At 69.8% G+C, this 16,876-nt stretch carries 17 protein-coding genes; 6 read left to right on the forward strand and 11 right to left on the reverse strand.

Annotated features, from left to right (window positions below; translation table 11 throughout):
- Positions 1-14: 14 nt before the first annotated feature.
- Positions 15-206 carry a hypothetical protein gene (locus tag G4D87_RS17250; protein WP_163783165.1) on the reverse strand — a complete coding sequence of 64 codons (192 nt, stop codon included), beginning with the start codon at positions 204-206 and terminating at the stop codon, positions 15-17.
- Positions 207-420: 214 nt separating this feature from the next.
- On the opposite strand from G4D87_RS17250, the gene G4D87_RS17255 reads away from it, so the two are divergent.
- The 3 genes from G4D87_RS17255 to G4D87_RS17265 all read left to right on the forward strand — a co-directional run bounded on the left by G4D87_RS17255 (position 421) and on the right by G4D87_RS17265 (position 3,226).
- Positions 421-1,935: an FAD-dependent oxidoreductase gene (locus G4D87_RS17255; protein WP_163783166.1), complete on the forward strand. Its 1,515-nt coding sequence runs from the start codon at positions 421-423 to the stop codon at positions 1,933-1,935.
- Positions 1,936-1,990: 55 nt separating this feature from the next.
- Complete coding sequence (locus G4D87_RS17260; protein WP_163783167.1) at positions 1,991-2,479, forward strand: hemerythrin domain-containing protein; 489 nt, start codon at positions 1,991-1,993, stop codon at positions 2,477-2,479.
- Positions 2,480-2,551: 72 nt separating this feature from the next.
- Complete coding sequence (locus G4D87_RS17265; RefSeq protein ID WP_163783168.1) at positions 2,552-3,226, forward strand: DNA-3-methyladenine glycosylase family protein; 675 nt, start codon at positions 2,552-2,554, stop codon at positions 3,224-3,226.
- Between the two features lie 36 nt (positions 3,227-3,262).
- Here the strand turns inward: G4D87_RS17265 and G4D87_RS17270 are convergent, their stop codons facing one another.
- A complete protein-coding gene (locus G4D87_RS17270; RefSeq protein WP_163783169.1) occupies positions 3,263-4,519 on the reverse strand; it encodes an MFS transporter in 1,257 nt (418 codons plus the stop codon).
- Between the two features lie 210 nt (positions 4,520-4,729).
- On the opposite strand from G4D87_RS17270, the gene G4D87_RS17275 reads away from it, so the two are divergent.
- Positions 4,730-6,127 (forward strand): APC family permease, encoded by a 1,398-nt coding sequence (locus G4D87_RS17275; protein ID WP_240358346.1) that lies wholly within the window; start codon positions 4,730-4,732, stop codon positions 6,125-6,127.
- Positions 6,124-6,729 (forward strand): methyltransferase domain-containing protein, encoded by a 606-nt coding sequence (locus G4D87_RS17280; protein WP_163783171.1) that lies wholly within the window; start codon positions 6,124-6,126, stop codon positions 6,727-6,729. The genes G4D87_RS17275 and G4D87_RS17280 overlap by 4 nt, the downstream gene beginning before the upstream one ends.
- Before the next feature lie 59 nt (positions 6,730-6,788).
- Here the strand turns inward: G4D87_RS17280 and G4D87_RS17285 are convergent, their stop codons facing one another.
- From G4D87_RS17285 to G4D87_RS17305, 5 genes are all read right to left on the reverse strand, one after another.
- On the reverse strand, positions 6,789-8,072 hold the full coding sequence (locus G4D87_RS17285; protein ID WP_163783172.1) for a pyridoxal phosphate-dependent aminotransferase: 1,284 nt from the start codon (positions 8,070-8,072) through the stop codon (positions 6,789-6,791).
- Between the two features lie 55 nt (positions 8,073-8,127).
- Positions 8,128-8,934 (reverse strand): hypothetical protein, encoded by an 807-nt coding sequence (locus G4D87_RS17290; RefSeq protein ID WP_240358347.1) that lies wholly within the window; start codon positions 8,932-8,934, stop codon positions 8,128-8,130.
- Positions 8,935-9,112: 178 nt separating this feature from the next.
- On the reverse strand, positions 9,113-9,589 hold the full coding sequence (gene dps / locus G4D87_RS17295; RefSeq protein WP_163783173.1) for a DNA starvation/stationary phase protection protein Dps: 477 nt from the start codon (positions 9,587-9,589) through the stop codon (positions 9,113-9,115).
- A gap of 131 nt (positions 9,590-9,720) precedes the next feature.
- Complete coding sequence (locus tag G4D87_RS17300; RefSeq protein ID WP_163783174.1) at positions 9,721-10,245, reverse strand: carboxymuconolactone decarboxylase family protein; 525 nt, start codon at positions 10,243-10,245, stop codon at positions 9,721-9,723.
- A 6-nt stretch (positions 10,246-10,251) separates the two neighbouring features.
- On the reverse strand, positions 10,252-10,806 hold the full coding sequence (locus G4D87_RS17305) for a peroxiredoxin (protein ID WP_163783175.1): 555 nt from the start codon (positions 10,804-10,806) through the stop codon (positions 10,252-10,254).
- Between the two features lie 440 nt (positions 10,807-11,246).
- Here G4D87_RS17305 and G4D87_RS17310 point away from each other — a divergent pair, with 440 nt between their 5' ends.
- Positions 11,247-12,842, forward strand: coding sequence for a sigma 54-interacting transcriptional regulator (locus G4D87_RS17310; protein WP_163783176.1), 1,596 nt, complete (start codon positions 11,247-11,249; stop codon positions 12,840-12,842).
- Between the two features lie 16 nt (positions 12,843-12,858).
- Here G4D87_RS17310 and G4D87_RS17315 read toward each other — a convergent pair whose 3' ends face one another.
- From G4D87_RS17315 to G4D87_RS17330, 4 genes are all read right to left on the reverse strand, one after another.
- Positions 12,859-13,515, reverse strand: coding sequence for a serine/threonine protein kinase (locus G4D87_RS17315; protein WP_163783177.1), 657 nt, complete (start codon positions 13,513-13,515; stop codon positions 12,859-12,861).
- Positions 13,516-13,528: 13 nt separating this feature from the next.
- Positions 13,529-14,041 carry an RNA polymerase sigma factor gene (locus G4D87_RS17320; RefSeq protein ID WP_163783178.1) on the reverse strand — a complete coding sequence of 171 codons (513 nt, stop codon included), beginning with the start codon at positions 14,039-14,041 and terminating at the stop codon, positions 13,529-13,531.
- 181 nt (positions 14,042-14,222) lie between these two features.
- Complete coding sequence (locus G4D87_RS17325; RefSeq protein WP_163783179.1) at positions 14,223-15,581, reverse strand: hypothetical protein; 1,359 nt, start codon at positions 15,579-15,581, stop codon at positions 14,223-14,225.
- Positions 15,582-15,647: 66 nt separating this feature from the next.
- Positions 15,648-16,841 (reverse strand): hypothetical protein, encoded by a 1,194-nt coding sequence (locus G4D87_RS17330; RefSeq protein ID WP_163783180.1) that lies wholly within the window; start codon positions 16,839-16,841, stop codon positions 15,648-15,650.
- Positions 16,842-16,876 lie beyond the last annotated feature (35 nt).

Here is a 16,876-nt window from a genome sequence, read left to right on the forward strand (position 1 = left end):
GAGGGGCCACTGCGTCAGGCTCCGCGGGAAGGAGGGGTGGGCGTTCGCACCTCCACGAACTTCACCACGATGGGGTGCGTGGACGCGGGTGGCCAGTCCCGGAGCGCCTGCCCGCGGACGTTCGCGTCCCAGCGCAGACCCCGGTCCAGCACCCGGTCCAGGACGTCGACGAGGCTGGCGCTCCCAGCCAATCTTTCCACGGGCATCGTCGAAGCTCCTTGGCTCCTGGGGCCAGGTCTTGTAGCGCGCGACGGCGAGCCACCCCAGGACAGGCTTGCCCGCACCGTGATTTGCGAACACGAGCGGGCTGACAATGTTCGCCCGTGTACATCTGCCGCGCTTCGAAGCTGGGTAGGCAGGCAGCCGCGTGGCCCGCTCCCATGGCTTATCGCTCCGGGGCCCCGTTCCTAGCCTTGGGCCATGGATGACGAGCAGCGGGCGCACAGGTCGCTTTGGACGGTGACGGCCCCCCCGCGCGACTTCCCGGCGCTGCCGGGCGACGTGACGGTGGACGTGGCCATCATTGGTGCGGGAATGGCGGGGCTGACCACGGCGTGGCTCCTGAAGCGTGCTGGCAAGCGCGTGGCGGTGCTGGACATGCACCGCATCCTGTCGGGGCAGACGGGCCAGACGACCGCGCACCTCACCGAGGTGCTCGACACGCCCTACACCACGTTGCGGCGCGACTTCGGGGAGAAGGGAGCCCAGCTCGCGGCGTCCTCCAGCCGCGCGGCCATCGAGCAGATCGCCGCGCTGGTCGACGAGCTCGGCATCGACTGTGACTTCCAGCGCGTGCCCATGTACCGCTACGCGGAGACGGAGCGCGAGCTGGCGGACCTGCACCACGAGGTCACCGCCGCGCGCGAGGCCGGTCTGCTGGCGTCCTTCACCCAGGACGTGCCGCTGCCGTACCCCGTGAAGGGGGCCCTGCGGGTGGAGGACCAGGCGCTCTTCCATCCTCGCAAGTACCTGCTGGCGCTGGCGGACCGGATTCCGGGTGACGGCAGCCACCTCTTCGAGAACACGCGGGTGACGGAGGTCCATGGCGGCGCGCCCTGCCGCGTCGTCACCGACCGGGGCACCGTCACCGCCGCGGCCGTGGTGGAGGCCACCACCACGCCGCTCAATCGCGTGGCCATGCACACCAAGCTCTACCCCTACCGCACCTACGCGGTGGCGGGGCCGCTCAACGGACCGCTGGAGCCGGGCCAGTACCAAGACAGCCAGGAGCCCTATCACTACATCCGCACGCAGCAGGTGAACGGGCGCGCCTACGTCATCGTGGGCGGCGAGGACCACAAGGTCGGCACCGACGAGGACACCCCCCGGCGCTACGCCGCGCTGGAGGCGTACACGCTGCGGCGCTTCCCGGTGACGGACATCACCCACCGCTGGTCTGGCCAGGTCATCGAGCCCGCGGACGGGCTGGCCTACATCGGCCGCAACACGGCCAGCCGCCACGTGTACGTGGCCACCGGCTTCTCCGGCACGGGCATGACGTTCGGCACGCTGGCGGGGATGATTCTCTCCGACGCCATCCTCGACAAGCAGAACCCCTTCGCCGCGCTCTACTCGGCGACGCGGGTGAAGCCGCACGCGGGCGCGAAGGACTTCATCCAGGAGAACGCGGAGGTCGCCTTCCACTTCGTCGCGGACCGCCTGTCACGGCCTGACGGGCACCGGCTGGCGGACGTGGCGCCCGGCGAGGGCAAGGTCCTGGAGGTGGCGGGACAGAAGGTCGCGGTGTACCGCGCGGAGGACGGCACCTCGCACGCGGTGTCCCCGGTGTGTACGCACCTGGGCTGCCACGTGCACTGGAACGGCGCGGAGCGCTCCTGGGACTGTCCCTGTCACGGGGGGCGCTTCAGTCCCACCGGCAAGGTGCTCAACGGCCCCGCGGTGAAGGACCTGCCGACGAAGAAGCTGCCGAGCTGAGCCACACGTCTTCACACCTCAACACGACACATCATCCACACGGGAGAGGGCGAACATGGACGCTATCGCACTGTTGACGCAGCAGCACGACGAGGTGAAGAAGCTGTTCAAGAAGTACGAGAAGCTCTCGGAGGGTGCGGAGGTGAAGCGCCAGGAGCTCTTCGAGATGATCTCCGACCGCTTGAGCGCGCACGCCTCCATCGAGGAGCAGTACTTCTATCCCGCGGCCAAGGCCCAGGACACGGAGGACCTGCTGCGCGAGGCCGCCGAGGAGCACCTGTCCGCCAAGCGCCTCATCGCCGACCTGCTGGACCTGGAGCCGTCGGACGATGAGTTCGACGCGAAGATGCAGGTGCTCCAGGAGCAGATTGAGCACCACGTCGAAGAGGAGGAGGGCGAGCTCTTCAAGAAGGTCCGCAAGCTCCTGTCCAAGGAGCAGCTCGTGGACCTGGGCGTCCAGATGCAGCAGGAGTTCGAGGAGCTGATGGAAGGCGAGCCTCGCACCCAGGTCCCGTCCGAGACGGAGCACGCCGCGCCGATTTGAGCCGCGGCGCGTCTTGCCGCGCGAATCGGGTTGCGTGAAGGGGGCTGGGCGGCGGCATCATGGTCGCCGCCCATGCCACGTCCTCCTCCCGACGTCATTCGATACCCCAGCTACTACACGCCCGCGGTCCGCCGTGCTCTGTCGCGCGCGGACCCGACGCTGGGCGCGTTGATGAAGCAGGTGGGCCCCTTCCGCCTCCAGGTGCGTCCGCTGCACAGCCCGTTCGGCGCGCTGGCGGAGTCCATCGTCTACCAGCAGCTCCACGGCAAGGCGGCCGCCACCATCTTCGGCCGCGTGTGCGAGCGCGTGGGCTCGGGACGGAAGTTCACGCCCCAGGCGCTGCTGACGGTGCCGGACACGTCGCTGCGCGAAGCGGGCCTGTCCGCCAACAAGCTGGCCGCGCTCCAGGACCTGGCGCGCAAGACGCTGGACGGCACCGTGCCGCCGCTGGCCAAGGTGCGGCGCATGGACGACGCCGAGCTCATCGAGCACTTCACCCAGGTGCGCGGCATTGGTCAGTGGACGGTGGAGATGCTGCTCATGTTCCAGCTCGAGCGGCCGGACGTGCTGCCCGTGGACGACTACGGCGTGCGCAAGGGCTTCATGAAGGCCTATGGCCTGCCGGAGATGCCCAAGCCCAAGGCGCTGTTCGCCTTTGGCGAGCGCTGGAGGCCCTGGCGCTCGGTGGCCAGCTGGTACATGTGGCGCTCGGCGGAGCTCCCCGACACGCCGCCCGTGGAGGGCTGACGGCGCTCCAGGCTCCGTCCGCCGTGTGGCCTCGACTCACGCGGTGTTGAGCGCGGTGCTCGGAGCGGGCTGCCGACGCCGCATGGGCACCAGCAGCACCAGGAAGGCCGCGGACAGGACGATGCCCAGCAAGAAGACGGGCGCGTAGCCCAGGCCGAGCCCGTGCCTTGCGTCCGCGAGCCAGCCCGCGAGTGGGCCCGCGGGCGCCTTGCCCCAGACCTCCAGGCTGGCGAGCAGCGTGTAGTGCGTGGCGCCGATGCGGCGGTCCACGCGGGACATCATGAAGGCGAACATCACCGTGGTGAGGGCGCCGCCGAAGAACTCCTCGGCCAGGGTGACGCCGATGACGCCCGCGTCGGTGACGCCGCCCGTGGCCAGCAGCCACCGTCCCACCAGGGGCACCACCCGCAGGGACGCGGTGAGCCCCACGGCGCCCAGCAGCGGCATGCGCGAGGCCAGCAGGCCTCCGGCCAGTGAGCCGGCGATGGACGCGCCCGTGCCCCACGTGCCCACCCACAGGCCAATCCGCGCGGGGGTGAAGCCCGCGTCGACGAGGAATGGCTTGAAGAGCACGTCGGACATGCTCTCGCCCAGCTTGTACGTGGCGATGAAGAGCAGCAGCCAGCCCGCGCCCGGAAGCAGGAGCGCCTGCTTGAGCCGCTGGAACAGCTCGCGAAAGTCCGGCTCCCGCCGGGCGCCGGGCGTGGCATGGGGCTCGGGTGGGGCCTCCCGGGCGAAGAGCATCACCGTGAAGACGGCCAGACACAGCAGCGCCATGGCGACGAAGAGGCCGGACCAGCCGATGCGCGCGCTGGCCCACACCAGCAGCCCGCCGCCCGTCAGCATCCCCAGCTTGTAGCCCACCACCTGCGCGGTGTTGCCCAGGCCCAGCTCGCTGGGGCGCAGGGTGTCCACGGCGAAGCCATCCACCGCGATGTCCTGCGTGGCGGCGAACAGGTTCATCAGGAAGATGAGCGCCAGCAGGACGGGCAGCGCGTCCCGCGAAGCCGCGACGGCCGCCGCGGCGCAGCTGGCCGCGAGCCCCGCCTGCATGGGCAGAATCCACGACTTGCGCCGGCCGATGCGCGCCGAGCCATACCGGTCCACCAGGGGCGCCCAGAGCGCCTTGAGGGCCCAGGGCAGCCACAGCGCGCCGAGCAGTCCAATGGTGGTCAGCGATACGCCCTGCGAGCGCAGGTACACCGGCAGGGCGGTGGCCTGGAAGCCGAAGGGCAGGCCCTGCACGAAGTAGAGCAGACACAGCAGGGCCAGCCGGGACGACGGGAGTCTCATTGACGCCCAGCATAGAGCCACCGCGTCGGGGACGAGGAGGTGTCCGCTCGCCAGTCCGGAGGTGGCGCCCTGTCCACGGCAGTGCGGAGGAGCCCTCCGTCTCATGGACGGAGAGGGGGCGCTCTCTAGGCTCATCCTCCCCACGGCCGGACCCCGGCCTCAAGTTGCGCCGGACGGCGGGGGCTGCCGAGGCGCGTGGAGCACAACACCATGCAAGAGCCGCAAGCAGGATTGGAAGTCGTCGAGCGTGGTGAGGCCACGCCGTCGCCGTCGTTGCGGGTGACGGATGTGATGGCCTTGACGGTGGGCATCGTCCTGGGGGCGGGCATCTTCAAGGCGCCCTCGCTGGTGGCCGCGCAGTCCGCCAGCGGCGGAGCCATGCTGCTCACGTGGCTCCTGGGCGGCGTCGCGTCGCTGGTGGGCGCGCTGTGTTACGCGGAGCTGGCCAGCGCCTGGCCGCACCCGGGCGGGGAGTACCACTACCTGTTCCGCGCGCTGGGCAAGGGGCCCGCCTTCCTCTTCGCGTGGGCGCGGCTGACCGTCATCCCCACCGGCTCCATCGCGCTGCTGGCCTTCGTCTTCGGGGACTACGCCACGCAGCTCTTCCCCCTGGGGCCGTATTCGTCGCCCGTCTACGCGGCCGCGCTGGTGGTGGGGCTGACGGCGGTGAACATCGCCGGGCTCCGGCAGGGGACGCGCGCGCAGAACCTGCTCACGGCCCTGGAGGTCCTGGGCGTGGGCGCCGTCATCATCGTAGGGCTGCTGTTCACCCCCGCCCTGGGCGCCGCGGGGGCCGCGCCCGCGCCGGCCGCGGCGTCGGGCACGGCCTGGGGCCTGGCCATGGTGTTCGTGCTGCTGACGTATGGCGGCTGGAACGAGGTGGCCTACCTGTCCTCGGAGGTGCGGGGCCCGCGGCGCACCATCGCCTGGTCGCTGCTGGCGAGCATCGGGCTGGTGACGGCGCTGTACCTGCTGGTCAACGTGGCCTACCTGCGCGGCCTGGGCCTGGAGGGCATGGCGCGCTCGGAGGCGGTGGCCGCGGACCTGATGCAGCGCGCGGTGGGCAGCGGGGGCGCGCTGGTGCTGAGCGTCCTCATCGCCATCTCCGCGCTGACGTCCGCCAACGCCACGGTGCTCACCGGCGCGCGGACCCACTATGCCTTCGGGCGGGACAGCGTGCTGTTCAACGGCCTGGGGCAGTGGCACGCGAAGTCCAATGGCCCGTCCCGCGCGCTGCTGGTGCAGGGGGCCATCTCCCTTGTGCTGGTGGGGCTGGGGACGCTGACTCGTCGGGGCTTCGAGACGATGGTGGAGTACACCGCGCCTGTCTTCTGGTTCTTCTTCCTGCTGACGGGCGTGTCGCTGCTGGTGCTGCGCGTGCGTGAGCCGGACGCGCCACGGCCGTTCCGCGTGCCGCTGTATCCGCTCACGCCGCTGCTCTTCATCGGCATCTGCGCCTATGTCCTCTATTCCAGTCTGGCCTTCACCGGCATGGGCGCGCTCGCGGGGCTCGCCGTGCTGGGCACCGGCGGTGTGCTCCTCGCCGTGGAGACGGCGCGCACCCGCGGGGGTTCTTCCAAGTTGCAGCGAACGAAGGAGGCGACATGAAGCGAATGATGGGGGTTCTCACCTTCACGGTGGGCATGGCCGCGAACGCCGCGGGTGTTTCAACGACGCAGCAGACGGTGACGGTGCAGGTCGGCGGCTCCGCGGGCAGCGCGGTGCAGGCACCCGAGGTCCCCTTCGTCCCCACGCCGGAGGGCACCGTGGACGGGATGCTGTCCCTGGCCAGCGTGAAGCCCGGGGACACCGTCTATGATTTGGGCAGCGGAGACGGCCGCATCGTCATCTCCGCGGTGCGGAAGCACGGGGCGAAGCACGCCGTGGGCGTGGACATCAACCCGGAGCGCATCGCCGAGGCCAACCAGAACGCGAGCAAGGCGGGCGTGAAGAACAAGGTGGAGTTCCGCCAGGGAGACCTCTTCGACGCGGACATCAGTGACGCGTCGGTGGTGACGCTCTACCTGCTGCCCTCCGTCAACGAGCGGCTCAAGTCCAAGCTGCTCTCGGAGCTGAAGCCAGGCACGCGCATCGTGTCGCACAGCTTCGACATGGGGGACTGGGCGCCGGCCAAGACGGTGGAGAGCGAGGGGCGGACGCTCTACCTGTGGGTCGTCCCCGAGCGCGGCACGCGCGGCGCGCCCCGCTGAGCACGGCGTGAGGCGTCCTGGCCCGGCACCCTCGCGTGGAGGGGCCGGGCCGGCTCACGTCAGGGCGCTGGCTGGCCCGGCGTGCGCGAGTAGTGGAGCACCATGGCCTCCAGCCGCGACAGGGCCTTCTCCAGCGTCTCCAGGGAGGGGCCGAAGGACAGGCGCACGTAGCCGCGGAAGCGCGAGGGCCGCGCGCGGCGCTTGCCGGGGTTCACGTCGAAGAACTCGCCCGGCACGGCGATGATTTTCTGGTCCAGCGCGGCGCGGAAGAAGCCCATGCCGTCGTTGAGCGGCGCCGGCAGGCCGGACACGTTGCCCCAGACGTAGAAGGTGCCGTCCGGCGCGCGGTCCGTGCGGATGCCGATGCGCTCCAGCCGGGAGTGGAAGCGGTCCCGCTTCTCCCGGAAGGCGTTGTGGATGGCCATCGTCTCCGCCACCACGGGCTCTTCCTGGAGGAGCTGAATCGCCGCGCGCTGGAGCGGCCGGCTGCCACCGCCATCCAGGAAGCTGCCGGCGCTGGAGACGGCCTCGATGACCTGCCGCGGCCCCACCGTCCACGTCATGCGCCAGCCCGGGTAGCGCCAGTTCTTCGTGAAGCCGTCGAACAGGACCACCGGGTCCTTGTTCACGTCCTCCACGTAGCGGGCGGCGCTCTCCACCGGCAGGTGCCCGGGGCGGCCCGTCCAGATGTAGTGCGAATAGAACTCGTCGACGAGCAGCGCGCACTCGTGCTCGCGGGCCACGCTCACCCAGCGCGCCATCTCCTCGCCGTGCACCAGCTTGCCGGTGGGGTTGCAGGGGTTGGAGAAGAGCAGCGCCGACAGGCCGCGGCCCTGCACCTCGCGCCGCAGGTCCTCCGCGGTGAAGGCGTAGCCGCGCTCACCCTCCAGGAGGATGGGGATGGCGGTGAACGCCTTGAAGACGTCCAGCAGCTCCTCGTAGGCCGTGTAGTCCGGCAGGAAGTGGCCCAGGTTGATGGCGCCCAGGCTGGCCGCGGCGCGGGTGAGGGCCGCGCGTCCGCCGCCGGACAGGCACACGTTCTCCGCGCTGTACTGGCTGGGCAGGCCCCGGCGGTAGAGCCGGTTGTAGAGGCTGGCGATGGACTCGCGCACCTCCCAGAGGCCGGCGACGGGGGCGTACTCCATGTCGGCCACGTCGATGGTGACCTGGTTCAGCCGGGGCGGCGCGCCGGGGAGGTCTCCCGTCTCCGGCTGGCCCTGGCCCAGGTTGCACCACTCCGGGTCGCTGGAGCGGTAGCCGCGGCGGGTGGCCTCGGCGGTGACGAAGATGACGCCGGTGCGGGGCACGGCGCGGAATGCCGGAAGGGGAACGTCGTCGCTCACGGCGTCACACCCTAGCGGAAGTCCGCGCCGCGCGCGCTGCCTCGCGCGCGCCCGCTCAGCGGACGATGGGCACCGTCACCGGCTCCAGGTCGTCGACCGTCACCTCGGCCTTGCCCAGGCGCCACAGGACGGGCTGGAAGCGGGCTTCCACGCGCCGCCCGTCCGCCGTCTCCAGCACCACGGTGCCCTCCTTCGGCAGGTATTCGCCCACCTCGTAGTGCAGCCCCGTCAGCGTGAGGCGGTCGGTGCCATGAGGGCCCGTCAGCTCGCCTGGGCCTTCCAGCACCAGCGACGTGCCGCCCAGCACGGGCAGGCCGGCGCGCAGGCCCACGCGGCCATCGACGCGGAACGTGTGGCCCTGGCGTCCAGGGACGCCGCCCTGCGCGTCCGCCCACAGGCGCGTCTCGTCGCCGCAGGTGCCGTAGCCCACCTCCGCCTGGAGCGGGTGTCCGTCCACCGTCAGCCCGCGCAGGTCCGCCTCCACCTCCATGAGGTCCTCGCCGCCGCGGTAGAGGAACGCGGCCTGGCCGGCGAAGCGCAGGCCGTGCACGTCACAGCCGCCCTCATCGAAGGTGAGCACCACGCGGTCCGTCACGCTGTCATGGGGCTCCACCTCGGCGCGGGCGCAGGACCACCGCGTGCGCACGTCCTGCGCGGCGGCGCCGAGGAAGGCGCGCCGGGGCTCACCGCAGGTGTACACCGGCAGCACGCCCAGGGCTTCCAGCGCGCCGCGCACCTGATGCGAGGCCGCCACCACGCGCTCCACGCGCTGACGGGCGGCGTCCACTTCCTCCTGCGTGGGGGCGCCGCCGCCACAGGCGGTGACGAAGACGGTGAGGGCAAGGCAGGTGATGCGTCGCATGGGCGCTTCTCCAGGGGGTTGCACGACACCGCGGCCTCGCGGCGAGTCCTGCCCCCGTGGAGAGCAACCGCCATGCCCGGCGCAACCTCGCGAGAACACGAGGCGCGGCCGGCAAGGGGCCCGAGGCGTGCGTGCAGTGGGGTGCACAGCCCCGGCGGGCCCGTCCGGGTGAGGCGGTTCAGCCTTCGAGCGAAGCGCGCAGGAACCACGCGTGCTTCTCGAACTCGGTGATGATGTCCGTGGTGAGGCCCTCGGAGTCGGAGTCGCCGTTCTCGATGAAGAGGGCGCGGCTCTTTCGCAGGCCGTCCAGGTAGATTTCGATGCGCTCGGCCAGCAGCTTCACGTGTTCCATGTCGCGCGTGGTGTCCTGCGGATACTCCGGCAGGCGGCTCGCCTTGCCCACGTGGCGGCTGGTGCCGTAGGCCCTGCCACCCAGCGTCACCGCGCGCTCGGCGATGGAGTCGTTGTGCGTGGCCAGGCTCACCGCGAACGTCTCGAACAGCGGGTGAAGCGAGGCGAACTGCGGGCCCTTGATGTTCCAGTGCGCGACCTTGATTTGCGAGTGCAGGTCGAGCCCGTCCGCGAGCCGCTCGTTGAGTGAATCAGCGATGGCGGCGCGGGCCTTCTCGGGCAGGGGGCTGGGGCTGCGGTACATGGTGTCTTCCTTTCGGCTGAGTGCTGGTCGGTGTCGGCGGGTTGGATGCGCGACGGACAAAAAGGGAGCGCCCCCCGGTGTCTCCACCGGAGGGCGCTTGAGACTTCGGCGATGCCTCGCGACAGCGGGGCTTAAGACTCCAGCCCCACCGCCGCCGCGTTGATGACCGACGCGATGCGAACCGCGTCGTGCACCTGGTCCTCGGAGAGGCCGCCTTCCAGCACGACCTTCTCGTGGGTCTGCATGCACATCTCGCAGCCGTTGATGGCGCTGACGGCGAGGCAGACCAGCTCGAAGTCCACCTTGTTCGTCAGCACCTGCGCGAGTCGGTTCATCCGCAGTCCGGCGCGCTTGGTCGAGTACGACTCCTTCCCGATCATGTGCCGGAAGCGGTAGTACACGTTGTTCATCGCCATCAGCGACGCCGCCGCACGCGCGTCCTCGATGACAGGCTCGGGGTTCGCGAGGGCCTTCTTCGCCTCGTTGAGCATGGCCTCCTTCAGCCGCTCGTTCCGAGCGGCGAAGGCGCATGCCACGGCCACACCCCAACGCTGCTCCGGGGTGAGGCTGCCACCTTCCAGGACACCCTGGAGGTTGAGGCGGGTGTCCTTGTGGGAGTCCGCCAGCTCAGAGCGGACGACTTCGAGCGAGGCCATGGTGGATTACCCCGCCTTCGACAGCTTCTGGGTCAGGGTCTCCTCACCCTTGGTCCAGTTGCAGGGGCACAGCTCGTCCGTCTGGAGCGCGTCCAGCGTGCGCACCGTCTCGGCGACGTTGCGGCCCACGGACAGGTCGTTGACCGTCACGTGGCGGATGATGCCCTCGGGGTCCGCGATGAACGTCGCGCGGAGGGCCACGCCCTCCTCCTTGTGGAGGATGCCCAGCGCGTTGCACAGCTCGTGCTTCAGGTCCGCCAGCATCGGGAAGGGCAGGTTCTTCAGGTCCGGGTGGTGCGTGCGCCACGCGTGGTGCACGAACTCGCTGTCGGTGCTCAGGCCGAGCACCTGCGCGTCACGGTCAGCGAAGTCCTTGTTCTTCTTGCCGAACTCCGCGATCTCCGTGGGGCAGATGAAGGTGAAGTCCTTCGGCCACGCGAACAGGACCAGCCACTTGCCCTTGAAGGTCTCGTTCGTGATGTCCTGGAACTCCTTGCCCTTCTCCAGGGACACGGTGGCCTTCACCTTGAAGTTCGGGATCTTGTCGCCAACGGTCAGCATTACGGCTCCTTGGGATGGGGGCCCGGCGGTGCGCCGACCCCGGTGAATGTGTTCTGTCCTACCGCATAGCAGTCACCGTGCCAGAACTTCGAATCAATGATTCCAAGGGGTTGGATTTCACCCCTGCTGGGTCGGTGCCGCTGGGTCGGTGTCTAACGAAATCTCGGTGCGGCTCGCCACTGCAATTTCGGTTTGTGGCCCTCACGAGCGCGGGGCGGAAAATACGAGAAGCCTCACGTGGTTGCATCCTCCTCGGACAGGCGACGGCTCGAATGTGTGGCCGCGAACGCGTGCTCCGTTCACCTACAACGGGTAGCAGGGCTCCGGAGCGCCCGGGCTGCGTCGATTCTCGCCGCCTGGCGGGTTGCCTGGAGGGCGGACCCCGAAATCTCGGTGTCCGCGGCACTGCAATTTCGGTGGAATCCTATTATCTCGGAGGCATGCAGGACGACATTTCAGGCGCCATCGACGGCATGAAGGACGCTCGGGACCTCATCGAGCTGGCAACGGCGGAGGACTCCGTCGGTGATTTGCTGCGCCGTGGGCTCGACTGGCTGACGCGGGTGGTGCGCTTCGACCTGGCCACGGTGTTCCTCCTCAAGGAGGGCCGGCTGGTGTCGGTGGCCGCGCGGGGGCCGTTGGCCAACGCGAAGGTGCGGCAGCACTCGCTGCAGCTGTCGGAGTTCCCCTCGCTGCGGCAGGCCCTGGAGACGCGGCGGGCGAAGGCCTTCACGGAAGAGGACCATGCCCACGGGGACGGGGACCCTTTCGACGGCGTGCTGGATTTGCCGCCAGGGCATTCGTGCATGGTGGTGCCGCTGTGCGCGGGCGAGCGCTGCTACGGCGTGCTCTCCCTGGACCGCGCCGAGTGTGAGACGTACCCCCAGCCCGTGGTGGACCTGGTGGAGGTGTACGGGCAGATGCTGGCCACGGCGATTCAAGCGGCCGAGCAGCGCGCCACCTTCGAGCGGCTCCACCGTCAGGACCACGAGCACGCGAAGCTGCTGGAGGCGCAGCTCGGCGGAGACTCGGAGGGCATCCTCGAGACGTCGCGGAGCCCGATGATGCGAGACCTGGCGCGGCGGGCGCGGCAGGTGGCGGAGACGGACACGCCGGTGCTGATTACCGGTGAGACGGGCACGGGCAAGGAGCGGCTGGCGCGCGCCATCCACCGCTGGAGCGCCCGCGCGGACCAGCCCTTCGTCACGCTCAACTGCGCGGCCATTCCGGCGGGCCTGCTGGAGAGCGAGCTCTTCGGCCACGTGAAGGGCGCCTTCACCGGCGCCACGAAGGACCGGGCTGGACGCTTCCAGATGGCGCATGGCGGCACGCTGCTGCTGGATGAGGTGGGCGAGCTGCCCTTCGACCTCCAGGCCAAGCTGCTGCGGGCGCTGCAGGAGAAGACGTTCGAGCCGGTGGGCAGCGACAAGACGGTGCGCGCGGACGTGCGCATCCTGGCGGCCACGCACGTGGACCTCCAGCAGGCCATTGCCCAGAAGCGCTTCCGCGAGGACCTCTACTACCGCTTGAGCGTGTTTCCCCTGCGCCTGCCGCCGCTGCGCGAGCGCCGCGAGGACCTGCCTCAGCTGTGCGCCTTCCTCCTGGAGGAACAGGCGCTCCGGACGGGGCGGCGGGGCATGCGGGTGACGCCGGAGGGCGTGGCGCGGCTGGAGGCCTACGAGTGGCCGGGCAACCTGCGCGAGCTGGCCAACGCGCTGGAGCGGGCCACCATCCTCACGCGCGGGACGGAGCTGGGGCCGGAGGCCTTCGACGTGCCCACGCGCGGCGCGGCCGGGGTGGCGGCCCCGCCGGAGGAGCCGGCGCCCGCGACAGGAGGGCCGAAGCTGGCCCCGGTGCTGACGCTGGCGGCCGTGCAGCGCGAGCACATCATGCGGGTGCTCACGCTCACCCGGGGCCGCGTCTACGGCGCCAACGGGGCCGCGGCGCTGCTGGGGCTCAAGCCGTCCACGCTCCAGAGCCGGATGAAGAAGCTGGGCATCGCCCGGCTGGAGCAGTTCGTCGTCGACGAGGCGTGAGCCGGGCCGCGGTGGCTCACTCTCGTTCGAAGGCGGCGACCTCGTCGAGGATGCGCTGGCTGCGGCGGATGCTGTGGCCCGCGGCGCTGTCATCCAGCTTCTTGCCGAGCGCGGCCCGCTTCGGGTGACGCGTCCAGCGGTGGAATCCCCACGTCGCCAGCAGGCCCAGGATGCCGGACGCGAGCCCGCTCCAGACCATCACGGGGGCGCGCGCGTACAGGTCCACGCCCACCAGCGCCGCGAGCACCATCGCGGCGGGGACCCACAGCATCCACCAGGGCAGGCCGGCCGCCATGCCGCCGCGGATGTAGAGCCGCCGCAACGCCAGGACGTCCTTCTGGATGGTCAGCACCGGGCTTGAGTAGTCGATGCGGCGGAGCCGCCCGAGGGTGATGCCTCCCAGCAGGATGATGGCAATGCCGTAGGCGTGCAGGGTGATGCCAGCGGCCAGGACGTGGGGCACGCCCGCATGCTGCGACCAGCAGGCCACGCCGAGCAGGATGCAGGCGATGCCGAACAGAATCTGGAGGCTCTGTCCCACGGCCAGCGGGAGCAGGCTCTTGCGCGCGCCCGCGAGCTTCTGGTCGCGGAGCAGTTGTCGTCCGATGGCCTCGTTGCGCTCCAGTTGCCGTCCCAGGGTCTGCCAGGCCTGCTTCAACTCATCGAGCTCCATGATTGACTCCATGTCAGTCACTTTCCGAAAGCGCGACCTGGTCGCGGATGCGTTGCTTGAGACGATTGATTTTGGTGGTGACGTTGCTTTCGCTGATGCCGAGGACGTCAGCGATTTCGCGCGTGCTGCGCTCCTCGAGGTAGAGCAGGAGCAGGGCGCGATCGAGTGGCGCTTGCGCCGCGATGAGCCGGAGGAGGAACTGTTGCCGTGCCGCTGCCTCCGGGTCGGCTGCATTGCCGTCCGCGATGTCGTGCACGGAGTCGTCCAGTGGCACGGCGTGGCGTTGATGGTGGGTGTGGCTGCGAACGTGGGTGATCGCCACGTTCAGCGCGATGCGGTACATCCAGGTCGAGAATGGCCGCGCTGGATTGTAGGAAGGGAATGAACGCCACACCTGGGCGGCGATTTCTTGCGCCAGGTCCGCGCGGTCCTCGGCGCTCCAGGCGTAGCTGTTGGCCACCTTCAGCACGATGCCCCGGTGGCCCTGGAGCAGGGCCTCGAAGCGAGTGTGTTCGTCAGTGGCCATGGTGGTGGGGGAATCCCATCGAATGTGTCCGTTGCCAGCACGATTGCGCGTGTCGACGGAGTTATTCGCGCTGCGAAGGGATTCATCACAGCCGGGCGCTCAGAAATCGCCCGCGGCGCCAGGGGACCTGGCGCTCACACCACCTGCGTGTGACTGAAAGGGGGCTGGCGGCCTCCGCCTGCTAGCTGACGCGCGGCGCCGAGGGCGCCACCGGGTAGGTGCCCCGCTGGCCGAACGGCGGGTCGAACAGCGCCGGGTCCGACTGCCGCGAGCGGAAGAGGTCGACGATGTAGTTCATCCGCTGGTCCAGCTTGCTCCAGTCCTTCGCCCCGGAGCCCTTGAGGCTGTCCTGGCTCTTGTCGAGCTGGCTCAGCAGCGCGCGCAGCTCGGGGTTCTCGATGGAGCGCAGGTGCGGCGGGAAGAGCGTGGACTCCATGCCCGGAGGCGGGGGCAAATCGTTGCCCAGCTTCAGCGCGCCGCCCGGCACGGCCAGCTTCATCATGTGCTCGGTGGCGACGCGGCGGAACACGTTCGCCACGCCATCCACCACGGGGTTCAGCGCAGCGTCCACCAGGCCCGTCTTCAAGGCCGCCTTGCCCGCGAGGTTGGCGGGGAAGGGGAGCGCGTTGATTTGCGACTCGACGGTCTGCTTGAGGATGTCGCGGAAGGTGTCCTGCACCGGCGAGTTGAGCGCCTTGTCGACGTAGGGCTGCAGCTGCGTCTGCTCGTGCAGGCCCACCTGGTTGTTGGCCAGGAGCATCAGCTCGGCCTTCTTGTTCGGGTCCTTCTCGAACATGGCCTGGGCGTAGTGGCCGAAGGCCTCCTTCAGCAGCGGCTTGTCCGCGGGGAAGCCGCTCAGGTACTGCTCCACCTTGGCGGCGTCATGCTGGGTGTCGCCCTGGAAGGTCTCCACGAAGCGGGCGAACTCCTGGCCCACCTCCTCGAACACCAGCTTGTTGCCGTCGGCGATGGCCTTGCTGAGGTTCTGGAGCGCCTGATTGCCCGCCGCGGCGATGTCACCCAGCGGCAACGAGGGGAGGCCCAGCTTGCGCAGCACGTCGTCCACCTTGGACAGCGGCCCCATGACGTCGTCGGCGCCCTTGAGCGCGTCGGTGAAGAACTTGGGCATGTCCTCGCCACGGATGCTCACGCCGGCCTGCTTCGAGGCCCAGGTCCCGAAGGTGGACCAGTTGGCGTTCTCCGTGCCCAGCAGCTGACCCACGGCGTTGGACAGGTCCGAATAACCCTGGGTAATCGCGTGGTTGCGCGCCACCGGGTCCTGCATGGCGGCGATGTTCCGCACGTCCGCGGCGGTGGGGTAGCTGCCCGGCGCGACGCTCGGGCCGCGCGCCAGGGCCGCGGGGGCATTCAGCGCGACCGGCTGCTGCCGGGCGGGCGTGGACTCGAACTGGGACACCCCGGACATGCCGGGCCGGGTCACCTGGGCCTGGGGCTTGACCTCGTTGCGAGCGGGGCGGGGCGGCTCGCGGAGCTCGGTGGGACGGGCGGGGACACGGGTACCGATTCTGGGGGGTGTCATCTTCTCCAGTATCGGCTGAAACTGGGAAAAGTTGCGTCCCTGGGCGTCGCAGCCGTGCCGTCGAGCCTATGCGACGCGCCGACCGAACGGCGGGTCGAACAGGGCCGGGTCTGACTGACGCGAGCGGAAGAGGTCGATGATGTAGTTCATCCGCTGGTCCAGGCGGCTCCAGTCTTCCGCCCCGGTGCCCTCGAGGCTGTCCGGGCTCTTGTCGAACTGCGCCAGCAGCTTTCGCAGCTCGGGGTTTTCGATGGTGCGCAGGTGCGGCGGGAAGAGCGTGGACTCCATGCCCGGAGGCGGCGGCAAATCATTGCCCAGCTTCAGCGCGCTTCCGGGAACGACCAGCTTCATCATGTGCTCGGTGGCGAGGCGGCGGAACGCGCTGGCCGTGCGCTCCACCACGGGGCCGAGCGCGGCGTCCACCACGCCTGACTTCAGTGCCGCCTTGCCCGCGAGGTTGGCGGGGAAGGGGAGCGCGTTGATTTGCGCCTCGATGGTCTGTCGCAGGATGCCGTGGAAGGTCTCCTTCATGGGGGCGTTGAGCGCCTGCTCGATTTGCGGCTGGAGCCTTCGCTGCTCGTGCAGCCCCACCTTGTTATTGGCCAGGAGCATCAGCTCGGCTTTCTTCTTCGGGTCTGTCTCGAACATGGCCTGGGCGTAGTGGCCGAAGGCTTCCTCCAGCACCGGCTTGTCGGCGGGGAACTCGCTCAGGTACTGCGCGACTTTCGCCGTGTCGTACTGGGTGTCGCCCTGGAAGGCCGCCACGAAGCGGGAGAGCTCCTGGCCCACCTCCTCGAACACCCGCTTGTTGCCCTCGGAGATGGCCAGGCTGACGTTCTGGATGGCGTCATTGCCGGCTGAGCCGATGTCCGCCAGGGGAAGGGCGGGCAGGCCCAGCTTGCGCAGCAGGTCATCGACGTTGGAGAGCGGCCGTGTGACGCCGTCGAGCCCCTTGAGCACGTCCGTGAAGAACCTGGGCATGTCCTCGCCGCGGATGCTCACGCCGGCTTGCTTCGAGGCCCAGGTCGCGAAGGTGGACCAGTTGGCGTTCTCCGTGCCCAGGAGCTGACCCACGGCGTTGGACAGGTCGGAGTAGCTCTGCGTCACCGCCTGGTTGCGGACCACCAGGTCCCGCATGGCGCAGATGTGCCGCACGTCCTCGGGGGAAGGGTAGGTCCCCGGCTCGACGCGGGGGCCCTGGAGTGGGCTTGAACCGGTGGGCTCGGCGGTTGGGCCGCACGAGGGCGCCGGGGGCCTCAGCTCGTTGCGAGGAGGATGCGTGGGCTCCCCGGACT

It is taken from the genome of Myxococcus vastator (genome assembly GCF_010894475.1).
Lineage (GTDB): Bacteria > Myxococcota > Myxococcia > Myxococcales > Myxococcaceae > Myxococcus > Myxococcus vastator.